The sequence below is a fragment of the Pseudoalteromonas sp. TB51 genome (assembly GCF_000498055.1).
GTDB classification, from domain to species: domain Bacteria; phylum Pseudomonadota; class Gammaproteobacteria; order Enterobacterales; family Alteromonadaceae; genus Pseudoalteromonas; species Pseudoalteromonas atlantica.
Window position 1 is genome coordinate 1 of the sequence record NZ_AUTO01000089.1, and the last position, 15770, is coordinate 15770.

The window sequence follows — 15770 nt, forward strand, 5'->3', positions numbered from 1 at the left end:
TGGCGGCGGCGGTAAAGGCATGCGCGTTGTTGAGCAAGCCAAAGACTTTATAAGTGCGCTTGAAGGCGCACAGCGTGAAGCAATTGCGGGCTTTGGTAACGACTTAGTACTGCTTGAGCGCTATGTTAACCAGCCTCGCCATGTTGAAGTACAAGTTTTTGCTGATAACCACGGTAACTGTGTTTATTTAGGGGATCGTGATTGCTCATTACAGCGCCGTCATCAAAAAGTAATTGAAGAAGCCCCAGCGCCGGGTTTAAGTGATGAACTGCGTAAAGAAATGGGTGAAGCCGCAGTACGCTGTGCCCTTGCAATAAACTACAGAGGTGCAGGTACGGTTGAGTTTTTATTATGTGGCGATGAGTTTTTCTTTATGGAAATGAACACGCGCCTACAAGTAGAGCACCCTGTAACCGAAATGGTAACCGGCGTAGATTTAGTTAATTGGCAAATTAATATTGCCGCTGGGCAAACACTGCCGTTAACGCAATCAGATATACAACTCCAAGGCCACAGCTTTGAAGCGCGTATTTACGCAGAAGATCCAAGTAACGACTTTATTCCCTGCTCGGGCACAATAGAAGCGTTAAGCACACCACTTAACAGTGAGTTTGTACGTATTGATACCGGTATTGCACAAGGCGATGAAATAAGCCCGTTTTACGACCCTATGATTGCAAAACTGATTGTGCATGATGATAACCGAGAGCAAGCATTATCGCGTTTACGCCAAGCACTTGAGCAATTTCACTTAGCAGGTTTTAGCACTAACATTGGCTTTTTACACAACTTAGCTAGCCACCCTACATTTGCTCAAGGTGCGCCAAGCACCCACTTTATTGCCGAGCAAGGCGATGCATTGGTAAGTGTTGATAGCGCCGCGCTTGAAAAAGCACAACTAATTGCAGCCTTTGCCTACCTTGAATCGTTTGGTGCTAAAAAGGCAACTCAGCAAAGCGCAAGCCCGTGGCAACAACTCAGTGGTTTTACGCTTAACGCACCCCAAAAAGTGGATGTACCATTTACAGACTTAGCTATAAGCGCCGTTAAAACTAAAACGGGTTATGTTGTAACGCATAATGATAAGTCGTTCGATATAGCAGGCTCTGTAAACCAAAACGTATGTAATGTGTTTATTAATGGGGAAAAATTTACCGCCCATGTTAGCCACTTTGATAACAGCATTAGCGTGATGTTTGCTGCGCTGCAAATTAAGCTTGCCTTAAACACTAAACATTACATTAGCAGCCATGAAAGTGACGCTCTGCCCCTTGCGGCGCCACTTAATGGCACTGTGGTTAAGCATTTAGTTGATGTAGGCAGCACCATTACCAAAGGCGATGCCGTAGTGATTATTGAAGCCATGAAAATGGAATACACGCTCAACGCACCGCACGATGGTATTTTACAAAGCTACTGCTTTGATGAAGGCGAATTAGTTTCGCACGGCGCTTTATTAGCAATTGTAGAAGACACCACGGCGCAGGAGGCATCGTGATGGCTGCTTTCCCAACTGAAGTTAAAATTGTTGAAGTAGGCGCGCGTGATGGCCTACAAAACGAAAAGTCAGTCACTGCATCTGATAAAATTTCATTAATAAATGCACTCAGTGACGCGGGCATAAAAAATATTGAAGCCGGTGCTTTTGTATCGCCTAAATGGGTGCCACAAATGGCCGATTCGGCCGAGGTGATAACAGCGCTTAATTTACCCCATGTAAATTTAAGTGCGCTTACACCCAACTTAAAAGGCGCTCAAGCGGCCCATGCCGTTGGCATAAAAGAATTTGCCATATTTACCGCGGCAAGCGAATCGTTCTGCCAAAAAAATATAAATTGCAGTATTGATGAGAGTATTGAGCGTTTTAGCGATGTTATGGCATTTGCAAAAGCCAATAACATACGTGTACGCGGTTATGTAAGTTGTGTACTCGGTTGCCCTTATGAAGGAGAAATAGACCCGCATAAAGTACTTAGCGTTTCGCAAAAGCTTTTAGATTTAGGCTGCTACGAAATAAGCCTTGGCGATACCATAGGTGTTGGCACTGCAAATAAAGTTACCCAGCTTTTAACACTTTTGCTTGAACATATTGATAAATCAAAACTGGCAGTGCATTTTCATGATACCTACGGGCAAGCGCTCACAAATATTTACGCAGCGTTAAGCTTAGGTATAGCAACGGTTGATGCCGCTGTTGCAGGCCTTGGCGGCTGCCCTTATGCCAAAGGCGCGTCAGGAAATGTTGCCACCGAAGATGTTGTTTACTTACTCAATGGGCTTGGCATTGAACATGGAATTGATTTACAAAGGTTAAGTAGCGCTGGTTGGAAAATTACACAAGCACTTGGCAAAACGCCTGTAAGCAAAGTTTCAATTGCATTAGGCAACACACAAAAATAATAGCTTAACTTGCCAAATGGCAGTTAATACAATGAGGAGAGTCTCATGGCCGGTTTTGATAAAGTGGTTTCTAGTTACGAAGCTGCAATGGCAGGGTTAAAAGACGGCGATACCGTTATTGCTGGCGGCTTTGGCTTATGCGGTATTCCTGAGGGCTTAATTCAACAAATTAAGGCAATGAACACCAAAGAGCTAACCGTGGTTTCTAACAACTGTGGTGTAGATGACTTTGGATTAGGAATTTTACTTAAAGATAAACAAATTAAAAAAGTAATTGCCTCCTATGTGGGCGAAAACGCCCTATTTGAGCAGCAATTACTAAGCGGTGAAATAGATGTAGAGCTTACCCCGCAAGGCACCTTGGCTGAAAAAATGCGGGCGGGCGGTGCAGGTATTCCTGCATTTTATACCGCTACAGGTTACGGTACGCCCGTTGCAGAGGGTAAAGATGTAAAAGAATTTGACGGACGCCCATATATTTTAGAAGAGTCGATCACCGGTGAGTTTGCCATTGTAAAAGCGTGGAAAGCCGACCGATACGGTAATTTAGTATTTAGGCACACTGCCATGAACTTTAACCCAATGGCGGCAACAGCAGGTAAGATTACCGTTGCCGAAGTAGAAGAAATAGTAGAGCCCGGTGAACTTGAGCCAAGCCAAATTCATACCCCCGGCATTTTTGTAAATCGCGTTATAAAAGGCGACTTTGAAAAACGCATTGAACGTGTAACAACACGAGATTAAGCAGGAGCATAGGTTATGGCATTATCACGTGAACAAGTTGCAATGCGCGTTGCACAGGAACTACAAGACGGCTTTTACGTTAATTTGGGCATAGGAATTCCGACACTCGTCGCAAACTATGTACCTGATGGTATTGAAGTTATGTTACAGTCAGAAAATGGGCTTTTAGGTATGGGTCCCTACCCAACAAAAGCCGAGCTAGACGCAGATATGATAAACGCGGGTAAAGAAACCGTGACAGCNCAGCCATATTTAATAGTGCAGATAGTTTTGCCATGATACGGGGTGGTCATGTAGACTTAACCGTTCTGGGTGCATTTGAAGTAGACCAAAGCGGCAACATTGCCTCGTGGATGATCCCCAAAAAGCTGATAAAAGGCATGGGGGGCGCAATGGATTTAGTCGCTGGGGCAAAGAATATTATTGTTACTATGACCCATGCCAGTAAGCATGGTGATTCTAAATTATTAGAGTCGTGCACATTACCGCTAACGGGCGTTAATTGCGTTAAAAAAATAGTAACAGATTTGGCCGTACTTGAAGTTAAAGACGGCGCATTTCATTTACTCGAGCGCGCTCCGGGCGTATCGGTTGATGAAATCATTAGTAAAACAGCAGGTAAATTACTTGTTGACGGTGAAGTACCAGAAATGGTTTTTTAACGCTTTACCATGTACCGACCTCATTCCCAGTGCCAATGGCGCTGAGTTACCCAAAATCCCTCGAAAGAGGGATTTTTTTGCCTGCCATAAACTTTTTTTCAGTTTTAATACAGTTGTAGTAAATATTATCTATAATACAAATAGCTTTTAATGTAAGCGCTTAGATTATTTGCACTAATTTGTGGATTGTCTGCACCTTTTTTGTGAACTAGTGCTATATTTAAAATTAAACTATTGATATTATTATATTAAATTATTGGTTCGATTATTGCCTATTAAAGGCGTCTTAAATTAATTAAACAATTCTGGAAAACATGCAAACTCCTATTCGAGGCCTCCGCTCTTTTTGCTTTGCAGCAAAAAGCTTAAGTTTTAAACATGCAGCTAAAGAGCTGTACTTAACGCCCTCTGCGGTAAGCCATCAGATAAAACAACTTGAAGAACAACTAGGCATTGAACTCTTTCAACGCCAAACCCGATCCATTAGTTTAACGGCTGCGGGTAAAAACTTTTTTGATGCCATTTCGCCTATTATCTATACGCTTGAAAACACCATCAACGAGTTCAGTCAATTGCAGCAAAATACTAATATAACTATTACGCTGCCTGAATTTTTTGCCAGTGAACTACTTATGCCTAAATTAAGTGAGTGGACATCTGAGCACCCTAATATAAATTTACAAATGGATACGCTCAAAACCCGTAAAGAGCTAACCCGTCACAGTGATTTATCGATTGTTTTATCCTCAAGTAAACCCACTGAGGGCCTTACTACAGAGCTATTTAATCTTGAATATATACCGGCGTGTAACGAAAAACTGTTAAAACAGTGGAAAGACGATCACTGCCAAGCATTAAACCAAGTACCATTAATCCTTCACAAAGCAAGGCCGTGGGCATGGCACCAATGGGCTGAAAAAGCGGGTATAGATGACTTTTCGCCTACGCAAATTATACAAATTGATAGTATGTTTGGGGTCGCTCGTGCAGCGCAACAGGGCATTGGCATTTCACTTATTCCGCTGCCTATTAGCCAAAGCTGGTTTGATGAAAAATGGCTTTATAAATTATTTCAACAGCCCCTTACCACCAAAGATAAATACTATTTAGTACAGCATGAAGCTAATTCGCCAAATCCCGCGCTAGATTTATTTGCTAAATGGGTTGTATCTACATTTAGCAACATTCAAGGTTAGTGTTGCCTTAGTAAATACAATTTACATTTTGGTTTAATAACGCCAATTTTAATGTGTGCAGCACGTAGCAAGTGCTAAAGCTGCACGCAGTAAACTGTAAAGCTCCTTCTTTTTTACTTTCTTGCAGCTTAACAACACCGTTTAGTGATTTATTATTAATTAAATATTTTTATTTAATCATTCGTTTTTGCCCTACAAGCTAACCTATAAAAATTTATCTTTTTAAATCAATAAAATAACACAACACGTTAGACTAAAGTCTATAGCTTAATTTTTTTCACTTATTGGTTTTATTTTTATCGTTTGTCTGACTTTTACGATTATTTTAAAGTTAACCCATCGCAAGCAAACAGCTAAACGTTTTTACTAATTAGACATTATTTACTGTTTTGCACCAAATAAATGCAACCTTTTTAGATGTGATAGCTCTAACAAGGTAAGAAAAGAATCTTATATTGTGTGTGTAAGATGTTGTCAGTGTGAAAAGGCAGTTCAAGTCAGGTGGTGACTTGGTTTGAACTGTTTTTTATTCCACCATCAGCACGCAGCAATAACGTAATTAGCTACTGTGTAGCAAACCAAATCTTATATTGTGTGTGTAAGATGTTGTCAGTGTGAAAAAGCAGTTCAAGTTAGGTGGTGACTTGGTTTGAACTGTTTTTTATTCCACCAGCAACACGCAGCAATAACTAAATTAGCTACTGTGTAGCAAACCAAATCTTATATTGTGTGTGTAAGATGTTGTCAGTGTGAAAAGCGGTTCATGTGAGGTGGTGACCTTATATGGGCCGTTTTTGTTTTATAAACACGATTACCTGCCCCACCGTTTTATACCAATTCGCTTAAATTTAGTATTATTCAACTATAAAGTTATGTTTTTGTTTAAGCTCTTCAATGGCATTTTCATTGTCTTTTAAAAATACATTAAACTTTTTAACGAGCTGTGGGTGTTTAATGCTCGATAACATAAACGCTTGGTGATCAACAGGCAACTGATGCTGAAAAAACACAGGGACGGGAGTATCAAAAAATTCTTCTATATTGTATTTAAGTACATCGTGTGAAATATATATACAATCAACTCGCTCTTTATGCAGCAAATAAATCATCTCAATAACGTTATCATTTTCGAGTACTTGCAAGCCTGGCATTGAGGTTAACTTTTCAAGCCCTTGCAATGTAAAGCCACGCACTTTTGCAAGTGATTTACAATCTTCAAGTTTAATATTGTCTTTTAAGCTCGCTATACCTGTATGTGTAACTAATGAAGGCACAGAATAATTAATATTTTGTTGATGCTGATTTTTATAACTTACTTGCCAATTAGGGTTGTCGGGGTATTTAAAGTCAACATGGTGATGCTCTATAAATTCTTTATAAAGGCGCGGAATAGGCAAAGTGTAAAATTCAAATTTAATATTTTGTTGTTTTGCAAATAGTTCCAGTAACTCTTTACTAAAACCAAAATAATCACGCTTATTAGTGCCACTGCCATCGTAATAAGGCAGGTATTCTATATTCTCTACCCCTATTACATATTTTTCGGTTGGCTGTGCTAATACAGGGCTTATAGTTATAAGCCCTGATACAAGTGCTAACGTGTTAATCAATTTGATAGTAAAATGCCGTTTATATCGTTTGGATAATTAATTTATATATCATAATCACAGTTAATTAAAGTTTAGATTTATTAAATATAAAAGAGCGAATTAATCGCTCTTATAAATTAGCTTTTGTCACGAGGTATAAACTCTAACACAGTAGCATTAATACAGTATCTATCTGTGCCTCTTGGCCCCTCACCTTTAAATAAATGCCCTAAATGTATACCGGTGCTTTTTGATTTGAGCTCTATTCGAGTCATCCCCCAGCTGGTATCTTTATGCTTAGTAACACTATTTTTAACCGGATGTTTAAACGACAGCCACCCCGTGCCCGAATTAAATCTATCGCGAGTATCAAATAATGGCTCACCACTTAATTTATCAACAAATACGCCATCGGGAGTGTTTTTAAATTCTTTATACTCTTTACAGTAAGGTCTGTCGGTGCGCTCATTAAATGCGACTTCGTAGGCATCACTATCGCCTAGCTTAAAGGCGCCAAGCGCTTTGTAAAATTCAGCGGGGCTTGCATAGCCTTGACGCGCGTACACCTCTTTTCCATTTTCTAAAAACAAAATGGTGGGGGTTGCCCAAGTTGCCGATTTTATAGTTAGGCCATTAAGCTCATCGGCGTGACGAAATGTCAGTGGGATTGAACCTTTGTAATTGTTAGCGACTGTTTTTTTAAATTTTTCACAGTAAGGGCAGTATTCGCGCGAATCAAGTACCACAATCTGCTTGCCCGTGAGTAAAACACTATTGTCTACATCTGCTTTTTTAGTTTTATTAAATACCACACCCGTGGCGTGATCTGGGCAATAGCCATTTGGGTTCTTTTGTAAATAATTTTGATGGTACTCCTCAGCAGATACAAACCCCTCAAGCGGTCTTATTACTGTTTTAATTGCCCCATAACCGGCTTCACTTAATAACGGCTGATACTCGGCTTTAACTTGCTCTGCAAGCTGCGCTTGCTCTTTAGTGGTAGTAAGAATAATTGATCGATACTGCGTGCCAATATCATTACCTTGGCGATTCGATTGTGTAGGATCATGGCTTTCAAAGTAATTTTGTAATAGCGCTTTAGAAGAAATGATATTGCTGTTGTACATCACTTGCACTACTTCAGCGTAGTTGTTTTCGTCAAACCGGCGAGATTGGTCGGTGATATTTTTATAGGTTGCTTTAAAGCCGTGCCCGTCTGCATAGCCTGACTCTGCATCAATAACCCCTTCTAGTGCTTCGTAGCGCTTTTCGGCTCCCCAAAAACAGCCAGAGCCTAACACAATGGTTTTTATATGCATTGTGGCCTCTACGTTGCTGTGCTCTATTTTTTCGGTTGATAAAGCAAAACAGCCGGCGCTAAATGTAATAGCGGCGCCTAATAAATAAACTGAGCGAGAAAATGTCATAAATACCTCTTAATACCTACGTGTTTTAATTAAGACCCAACATCCCTTGTTTTAATTTCAGTAAATAAATACGTGCTAAATTTGAATACAGTTTGAGTCTGCATTTCTTTTTCGTTTATTTTTCTTATGGCTAGGTACTGAATAAATTGACAAAACTATGTTAGCTTTGCTGCACGTTGTATAAAAAGATTAAATTATGACTGCATTTTTACAGGTATTTACTTTAACAAATAACAGTTTGCTATTAGATGCCACACAGCATAAACAAAACAATGTGTTAGACACTCAAAAAAAAATTTGGGCACTCACTAAGCAGCTAAAGCAAAGTAACGAATTTATTGATTTAGTCCCAGGCATGAACTCTTTAACGCTTTATTTAAAATCGGCAAGTAATTTAAAAAAATGGCAAAACGCCTTGCCTGATTTATGGGACAAAGTACAAGCAACAACATTTAAAGGCACTCACCATAAAATACACACTACTTATGAAGGAGAAGATTTAGATTTAGTTGCCAAACAAACTAATTTAACACCCCAACAAATTATTCAAATACATAGCCAAGCCACTTACCACGTTTTATTTTTAGGATTTCAGCCCGGGTTTGCCTACCTGCATGGATTAGATTCACGCTTGCATATCCCACGCAGAGACACGCCGCGTACTAAAGTACCTAAAGGTGCCATTGCTTTAGGCGCAGAGCAAACTGCCATTTACCCAGCAGAAACACCTGGCGGTTGGCATATCATTGGCCACACAAACACGCCCCTTTTTGATAGCACACACTCAGATCCTTGCTTATTTAAACCCGGCGACACGCTATCGTTCGTTTCAATAAGCACAGTGCAAGGAGCATAAAGTGATAAAAGTTCTTAAACCTGGTGTACAACTTACAATTCAAGATGGCGGGCGCTGCGGTTATCGTCATTTAGGTGTAAGCCAAGCGGGTTGTTTAGACCCTTACGCACAAATAATTGCCAATAAATTAGTGGGTAACAAAGATAATGAAGCTGTGCTTGAAGTTACGTTAGGCCTTTGCGAGTTACAGTTTGAAACCGATACTGTTATTGCCCTACAAGGTGCTGATTTAAACGCTGCGCTTGATGAAACACCCTTGTACCCTGGCTGGAGTTACCAAGTAAGAGCCAAACAAACTTTAAGCTTTGATACTGGCCGCGCTGGTTTGCGTGCCTATGTAGCCGTACAAGGTGGCATTGATGTTAAAGATATCATGGGCTCAAAATCAACCGATTTAAACGCGCTCTTTGGCGGTTTAGCAGGTAAAGCACTAAGCGAGGGCGACATGATTCCTATTAAAACATCGCCCGTGCCAATAACGCGCTTTATACAGCGTGGCGCTATTACTCCGCCTAAACTAAAGGTGATTAGGGTATATGCAAGCCCACATGCGCATCTATTAGGTGATACGCTACTTAAACAGTTTTTTTCAACGGCGTTTAAAGTAAGCCATAACAGCAACAGAATGGGCCTTAGGCTAACAAACGAAAGTCCCCTAACTCATAGTCACTCACTTGCCTCTCTTGGTACAGGCCCAGGCTCTATTCAATTACCGCCCTGTGGTGAGCCTATTGTATTACTTAACGACGCACAAACAACCGGTGGCTACCCATTACTTGGCACGGTAATAGAGGCTGATTTACATCAATTTGCGCAATTTAGACCCGGTGACTCAATTGAATTTAAGCAAGTAACCCATGAGCAGGCTAGCTTAGCAAAACAAAAGCTTAAAGGTCACTTACATCAACTCAGCTTGGCGCTTAAATATAGTTAACTCTAAGGTGAGATATAAACCTATTACAAGGAGCTAATAAAAGTACAAGCGGCGCTCTACTTAACTTGCAATAGGTAGGCTTAGATTGGTTAATTAAGCGAATAAAATTAAAACACGCTAACGCAAAAAATTATAATAAGGCAATTTAAGCTCTGCTTAAATTTTCGCACACACTTGGTGCATTTGTGCAGTGTGCTTTTTTGCAAACACTGCACTGAATGCCTTACTAACGCCACTTTACACACCAAAAGTGTTGTAAATATATCCACACCTGCGCGCAGCGCACTACTTTGGTGCGCGCACTTTTCAGTTGGTGCATAAATTATTCTTAATTAATTGTAAAAGCAGTGTGACTTGAGTAATTATTTCTGATAAAACAAGGTTTCGCAGCACAGCAAAGTTGCCCTGCTGCACACATAATAGGAATGAGGAGTTACTATGTGTTCAATTTTTGGTGTATTAGATATTAAATCTAACGCCACTCAGTTGCGTACCCAAGCAATTGAAATGTCAAAACTACTAAGGCACCGTGGCCCAGATTGGTCTGGTGTGTATTCATCTGAAAAAGCGATTTTAGTGCATGAACGCTTAGCCATTGTTGGTGTATCAAGCGGCGCACAACCATTATATAACCCTGAAAAAACAAATATTTTAGCGGTTAACGGCGAAATTTATAACCACAAAGAGCTGGCAGCAGAGTTAGAGGTTGATTTTGAGTTTCAGACTCAATCAGACTGTGAAGTTATTTTAGCGTTATACAAACAAAAAGGGCCTGAATTTTTAGATGACTTAAATGGTATTTTTGCATTTTGTTTATACGATGAAGAAAACGATGCGTACTTAATTGGCCGCGATCACATTGGTATTATTCCGCTTTATACTGGCCACGATGAGCATGGTAATTTTTATGTTGCCTCAGAGCTTAAAGCGCTTTCACCAATTTGTAAGCACATTGAAGAGTTTCCACCAGGGCACTACCTATACAGCAAAAATGGTGAACTAACGCCTTATTATAAGCGCGATTGGGAAACCTTTGATGCAGTTAAAGATAACAGTGCACAAGCGCAAGACGTAAAAGAAGCGCTAGAAAGCGCAGTAAAACGCCAGCTAATGTGTGATGTACCGTATGGGGTATTGCTATCGGGCGGTTTAGACTCGTCGGTTATTTCGGCTATTACGCAACGTTTTGCCGCTAAACGTATTGAAGATAACGATGAAAGTGACGCATGGTGGCCTAAGCTACATTCTTTTTCTGTTGGGCTTGAGGGTTCACCTGATTTAGCCGCTGCGCAAAAAGTAGCGGATATGATTGGCACAGTACATCACCCTATTCACTTTACCATTCAAGAAGGCATTGATGCGCTTCGTGAGGTTATTTACCACATTGAAACGTACGATGTAACCACCATCCGTGCCTCAACGCCAATGTATTTAATGGCGCGCCAAATTAAAGCTATGGGTATTAAAATGGTATTATCGGGCGAAGGCGCTGATGAACTATTTGGTGGCTATTTATACTTCCATAAAGCGCCAAACGCACAAGAGTTTCATGAAGAGCTAAACCGTAAAGTGTCAAAGCTACATATGTTTGACTGTTTACGTGCCAATAAGTCAATGGCTGCATGGGGCGTAGAAGCACGCGTACCGTTTCTTGATAAAGAGTTTGTTGATGTGGCTATGCGTATCAACCCTGAAGCTAAAATGTGTAAAGATGGCAAAATTGAAAAGCACATTTTACGCGAAGGCTTCGATGGCTACCTTCCTGAAGAAGTACTGTGGCGTCAAAAAGAGCAATTCTCAGACGGTGTTGGCTACAGCTGGATAGACACGTTAAAAGAGTTTGTAAACGAGCAAGTAAGCGACCAAGAGCTTGCTAACGCTAAGTTTAAGTACCCTATTAACACGCCTGATTCTAAAGAAGCGTATTACTATCGCTCTATTTTTGAATCACACTTCCCAGGTGATGCATCAGCTAAATGTGTACCACATGGTAAGTCGGTTGCGTGTTCAACACCTGAAGCACTTGCATGGGATGCATCATTTCAAAATAATGCTGATCCTTCAGGCCGTGCTGCTGGCGTTCACAATGACGCGTATGCAAGCAAAGGCTAAACGCACCCTTTTATCGCAACGTAGGCTACAACAGCCTAGGTTGCGATATATAAAGCACCTTTATTCAGTTCCTGTATTTTCTAGTTCACAGCATAACTTAGCCGGTTCAAGTGCGTTAATTGTTATTTATACGCAAGGGTTAAGTACGCGTGTAATGCAAAAAATTGCATCAAATTCGCAGCACCCTGCTAGCGTTTTTTTAAATGAAAATGAAATTTCTCACCGTGTATGTAACATTCGCTGGTTTAACCAAACATCAGAAATTAAGCGCTGCGGCCATGGCACCCTTGCTGCTGCAAAATGTTTATTAGCACACTTTGGTTTTTGCCCTTCACATTTTATTTCAAACGATAAAGAACGGTTTAAAATCAAGCGAGCTACAGGCCGGGTACAACTTCAGCTAGCGGCTATTAATTCTAAAAAGAGTGATGAGGTTAACAGCCTTAGTGATGTGTTTTCGCACTCTATAAAAGCTACTTACTCAACAGCTTATAAAAATGGCTATACCGTTGTACTGTTTAAAAACATAGCTGATTTAAAGCATTTAGAGGTTAATTTTAATCATTTAGTAAATGTGCATAACAATGCCGTAATTGCACTGCAAATACATAGTATTAATAAAAACCGCGCAAGTGCGTATTTTAGGTATTTTGCGCCGCAATTTGGGGTAAATGAAGATACTGCTACAGGCTCTGCCGTGTCGGTTATTGCGCCACTTATTTTTAGACTATATGGTTTAAATAAAGTAAGCCTTATGCAGCAGTCACCAAAGGGCGCGCTGCTAAACTATACGTTTAGCAGCAATCAGGTAGTTGTAAGTTAAGCTATTACATTGGCCTTAGTAGGCAAAGTGCAAAGTAGCTTTTCTCGTCTTGCCATGTTTGTTCAAGCGATAAATTAGCTTGAGCAGCAAGATTTTTAAACGACTCAAGCGTATATTTGTGCGAGTTTTCAGTGTGAATGCTCTCTCCCGCTACAAAGTCTATTTGCTTATCGTTAATAACCACGCTTTGATTACACTTGCTCACTAAATGCATTTCAATGCGGCTGTGCACTTCGTTAAATCGCGATTCGTGTTTAAAATTATCTAAAATAAACGTGCCATTTAATTCGTTATTTATACGCTGGAGCAAGTTTTTATTAAAGGCGGCGGTAATGCCGGCTTTGTCATCGTAAGCATCAAGTAACACTTGTCGCTCTTTTACTAAATCAATACCTATTAATACATAGCCATCAACACCACATAAACGGTGAAAATTATTCATTATTTCAATGGCTTTTACTGGCGCAAAGTTACCCAGTGTAGAGCCTGGAAAATAAACTAAATTTGTTTGGCTGTCTAAGGCGGTGTCTTTTGTTAACTGCTTAACCATTTGGCTATGGGTAAAATCACCTAGCAATGGTGTAATGGCCAGCTCCGGAAATAACGGTGATAAATGCGCTAACGAGTAATTAAGCATCTCTGATGATATTTCAAAAGGAACAAAGGTTTTTACATTGCTCATATGGGCGAGTAAATACGCGACCTTTTTACCCGAGCCACAGCCAGGCTCAATAATTGATAGGTTCTCGGGCAGTCTATTAGCGATAGCTTTTGAGTAACCTTCTAATATGGCAAGTTCAGTACGGGTAACATAGTACTCTTGCAATGAGGTTATTTGCTCGAATAAAGCCGCCCCTTTATCATCGTAAAAATACTTACACGGCAGCGACTTTTGCTGTTGAGCAAGTCCATGTAATACATCATTTAAAAAGTCTAGATCGGTTATTGATTGCTGATTAATTGCTGTTACTTGGCTCATAGTATGTCCTTTGCTAGTCTTATGCCGCTGCACATCCACGCTTGGTGCGGATAAAAAAAGTTACGATAGGTCTGTCTTAAATGATCTTTTGGGGTAAACACACACCCGCCACGCAAAACCATTTGGTTATTCATAAATTTACCATTGTACTCCCCTGCGGCTCCGCTAAATGGTTTAAAGCCTGGGTAAGGTAAATAGGCGCTATTAGTCCACTGCCAACATGTATCGCTTAACTGCGAGATAACATCTGGGTTTTTACATACACTTGGCGTAAGTAAATCATTTTGCTGTTGCTTAAGTGCTTGCTGCTGCGCTACATACTCCCATTCAAACTCAGTAGGTAGGCGCGCATTTACAAAGTTAGCATAGGCTGCCGCTTCAAAATAACTTACATGGCTCACTGGCGCATCTAAATTTAAAGGCTGCAGTCCGTAAAGGGTAAATTCAAACCACTGCCCGTCAATATACTGCCAGTATAAAGGGTGACTAAGTTGCTCGGTGTTTATATTAGCCCAGCCATCACTTAACCAAAATGAAGGGTTTTTATACCCGCCCGCCTCTATAAATTGTAAGTACTCTCTATTAGTCACTAATCGGTTAGCAAAACTAAACGCATGAATAAGGGCTTGATGTTTAGGTTGTTCGTTATCGTACGAAAAACCGTTTTTAGCATCAGCCCCTATATTGGTTATGCTTTGGCTAAATTCGGTATATTTTAAAGTGCCTAACGAATCACTCACCTTTATTAAGTTATTTTGGCTTTGGCTGTAGGCAGGAAAGCTTGGATTAACCGAAAAATTATATTTAATATCCATTAGCATGAGCTCTTGATGTTGCTGCTCATGATTCAGCCCAAGTTCTATAATATTGCACAGTGTTTGGTTAGTGCCTAATTGAAGCAGCTCGTTTAGCGCATTATCAACATAAGCTCTGTAGCGCAACACCACCTCTAAACTGGGGCGAGATAAACATCCTCTATTAGCACGCTTAAATTGCTCACCTATGCCGTTATAGTAGGAGTTAAAAAGCACCTTAAATTGTTCATCAAAGAGCGTGTAGTTAGGCAGATACTTAGTAAGTAAAAATGTTTCAAAAAACCACGTGGTGTGAGCTAAGTGCCATTTCATTGGGCTTGCATCATCCATTGCTTGTAGTTGGCAATCTTCTGCGCAGAGGTTTTTTATAAGTGTAAGACTATGTTGGCGAATTGACTGAAATTGAGCGTGTATTTTTTCAGTACTGTGCGCTTCATTCGTTTTCTTGTTTAGCATATTAAAGTTAGTCCTTTTCACTCTTTGCGATTAAATAAAGCCTACCCCAGATTTTACCTTTATGCATGTTACATAATGATTAAATCAAACCCTCTACCCATTTAAAACGTAGACTAATGTATTAACGACTAAACGAGTTTGGTAGCGCTGCTTTAATTTTAGTTTAATAACAAACTAATTTTTAACACTCACTGAATTAACAATAGCTTATCTTTTTAGTGATAAATAGCTTTTAGCGCTAAGTAATCAGGCATATATAACCAAATAGTTTTACATTTACGATTTAACTCATACACTATTAAGGGTATGATCAGCGATTAATTTAGTTAGTCCTCAAATAAGTTTTATTGTAAATAATGCAACTTACTTTGTGGCTAATTAACTTAGTGTTATGCCGGAACTCTCTGGCTTGTTAGGACAACATAAGAGGTATTCATGAGCGAAAATCATGACAAGTATAGTATTGATAATACGGACTACACCGTAGGTCAAGATAACGTGCAAAAATGGGGATTTGATATACATAATCCTGTTTTTGGTATTAGTGCCGGTTTGATTGTCATCTTTTTAGTCGCCATTCTCGTTTCGGATGCGCAAACAGCCAAAGCAACGCTTGATGGTATTAAGCTCGATATAATAAATAACTTTGATGCGTTTTTTATGTGGGCAGCAAACTTCTTTGTTATATTTTGTTTGGCATTAATTGTATCGCCCTATGGTAATATTCGTTTAGGCGGAGAAGGTGCTAAACCAACGCACTCGCGTATATCATGGCTT

General features: G+C 40.0%; 13 protein-coding genes and 1 pseudogene. 10 read left to right on the plus strand and 4 right to left on the minus strand.

Annotated features, from left to right (window positions below):
* From L650_RS0104320 to L650_RS0104340, 5 genes and pseudogenes are all read left to right on the plus strand, one after another.
* The coding region (locus tag L650_RS0104320; protein ID WP_029772315.1) for a biotin/lipoyl-containing protein at window positions 1-1498 on the plus strand (1498 nt) is incomplete at its 5' end.
* On the plus strand, window positions 1498-2400 hold the full coding sequence (locus L650_RS0104325; RefSeq protein WP_029772316.1) for a hydroxymethylglutaryl-CoA lyase: 903 nt from the start codon (window positions 1498-1500) through the stop codon (window positions 2398-2400). The genes L650_RS0104320 and L650_RS0104325, both read left to right, overlap by 1 nt.
* Before the next feature lie 45 nt (window positions 2401-2445).
* A complete protein-coding gene (locus L650_RS0104330) occupies window positions 2446-3144 on the plus strand; it encodes a CoA transferase subunit A (protein WP_029772317.1) in 699 nt (232 codons plus the stop codon).
* Between the two features lie 15 nt (window positions 3145-3159).
* A pseudogene (locus tag L650_RS0104335) lies at window positions 3160-3806 on the plus strand (3-oxoacid CoA-transferase subunit B).
* 314 nt (window positions 3807-4120) lie between these two features.
* Window positions 4121-5002, plus strand: a complete 882-nt coding sequence (locus tag L650_RS0104340; RefSeq protein WP_004587893.1) for a LysR family transcriptional regulator — start codon at window positions 4121-4123, stop codon at window positions 5000-5002.
* An 854-nt stretch (window positions 5003-5856) separates the two neighbouring features.
* Here L650_RS0104340 and L650_RS0104345 read toward each other — a convergent pair.
* Both L650_RS0104345 and msrA read right to left on the minus strand, forming a co-directional pair.
* Window positions 5857-6612: a substrate-binding periplasmic protein gene (locus tag L650_RS0104345; RefSeq protein ID WP_029772318.1), complete on the minus strand. Its 756-nt coding sequence runs from the start codon at window positions 6610-6612 to the stop codon at window positions 5857-5859.
* 116 nt (window positions 6613-6728) lie between these two features.
* Window positions 6729-8018: a peptide-methionine (S)-S-oxide reductase MsrA gene (gene msrA, locus L650_RS0104350; protein WP_029772319.1), complete on the minus strand. Its 1290-nt coding sequence runs from the start codon at window positions 8016-8018 to the stop codon at window positions 6729-6731.
* A 196-nt stretch (window positions 8019-8214) separates the two neighbouring features.
* Between msrA and pxpB the strand changes: the two genes are divergently transcribed.
* The 4 genes from pxpB (at window position 8215) to L650_RS0104370 (ending at window position 12743) form a co-directional block, all read left to right on the plus strand.
* A complete protein-coding gene (gene pxpB / locus L650_RS0104355) occupies window positions 8215-8874 on the plus strand; it encodes a 5-oxoprolinase subunit PxpB (RefSeq protein WP_029772320.1) in 660 nt (219 codons plus the stop codon).
* Window position 8875: 1 nt separating this feature from the next.
* Window positions 8876-9808, plus strand: coding sequence for a biotin-dependent carboxyltransferase family protein (locus tag L650_RS0104360; RefSeq protein ID WP_029772321.1), 933 nt, complete (start codon window positions 8876-8878; stop codon window positions 9806-9808).
* A gap of 438 nt (window positions 9809-10246) precedes the next feature.
* On the plus strand, window positions 10247-11920 hold the full coding sequence (gene asnB / locus L650_RS0104365) for an asparagine synthase B (RefSeq protein WP_024034109.1): 1674 nt from the start codon (window positions 10247-10249) through the stop codon (window positions 11918-11920).
* On the plus strand, window positions 11895-12743 hold the full coding sequence (locus tag L650_RS0104370) for a PhzF family phenazine biosynthesis protein (RefSeq protein WP_317450478.1): 849 nt from the start codon (window positions 11895-11897) through the stop codon (window positions 12741-12743). Before asnB ends, L650_RS0104370 begins: the two co-directional genes overlap by 26 nt.
* A 4-nt stretch (window positions 12744-12747) precedes the next feature.
* Here the strand turns inward: L650_RS0104370 and egtD are convergent, their stop codons facing one another.
* Together egtD and egtB are read right to left on the minus strand one after the other, a co-directional pair.
* Window positions 12748-13722 carry an L-histidine N(alpha)-methyltransferase gene (gene egtD, locus L650_RS0104375; protein ID WP_029772323.1) on the minus strand — a complete coding sequence of 325 codons (975 nt, stop codon included), beginning with the start codon at window positions 13720-13722 and terminating at the stop codon, window positions 12748-12750.
* Complete coding sequence (gene egtB, locus L650_RS0104380; protein ID WP_029772324.1) at window positions 13719-14993, minus strand: ergothioneine biosynthesis protein EgtB; 1275 nt, start codon at window positions 14991-14993, stop codon at window positions 13719-13721. Before egtB ends, egtD begins: the two co-directional genes overlap by 4 nt.
* A 435-nt stretch (window positions 14994-15428) precedes the next feature.
* Between egtB and L650_RS0104385 the strand changes: the two genes are divergently transcribed.
* The coding region (locus L650_RS0104385) for a BCCT family transporter (protein ID WP_029772325.1) at window positions 15429-15770 on the plus strand (342 nt) is incomplete at its 3' end.

What these genes read in the sequence shown, in the direction of transcription:
- asnB (WP_024034109.1), top strand. Translation starts at nt 10,247, where the DNA reads ATGTGTTCAATTTTTGGTGTATTAGATATTAAATCTAACGCCACTCAG.
- egtB (WP_029772324.1), bottom strand. Translation starts at nt 14,993, where the DNA reads ATGCTAAACAAGAAAACGAATGAAGCGCACAGTACTGAAAAAATACAC.
- pxpB (WP_029772320.1), top strand. Translation starts at nt 8,215, where the DNA reads ATGACTGCATTTTTACAGGTATTTACTTTAACAAATAACAGTTTGCTA.
- L650_RS0104370 (WP_317450478.1), top strand. Translation starts at nt 11,895, where the DNA reads ATGACGCGTATGCAAGCAAAGGCTAAACGCACCCTTTTATCGCAACGT.
- egtD (WP_029772323.1), bottom strand. Translation starts at nt 13,722, where the DNA reads ATGAGCCAAGTAACAGCAATTAATCAGCAATCAATAACCGATCTAGAC.
- L650_RS0104330 (WP_029772317.1), top strand. Translation starts at nt 2,446, where the DNA reads ATGGCCGGTTTTGATAAAGTGGTTTCTAGTTACGAAGCTGCAATGGCA.
- L650_RS0104340 (WP_004587893.1), top strand. Translation starts at nt 4,121, where the DNA reads ATGCAAACTCCTATTCGAGGCCTCCGCTCTTTTTGCTTTGCAGCAAAA.
- L650_RS0104325 (WP_029772316.1), top strand. Translation starts at nt 1,498, where the DNA reads ATGGCTGCTTTCCCAACTGAAGTTAAAATTGTTGAAGTAGGCGCGCGT.
- msrA (WP_029772319.1), bottom strand. Translation starts at nt 8,018, where the DNA reads ATGACATTTTCTCGCTCAGTTTATTTATTAGGCGCCGCTATTACATTT.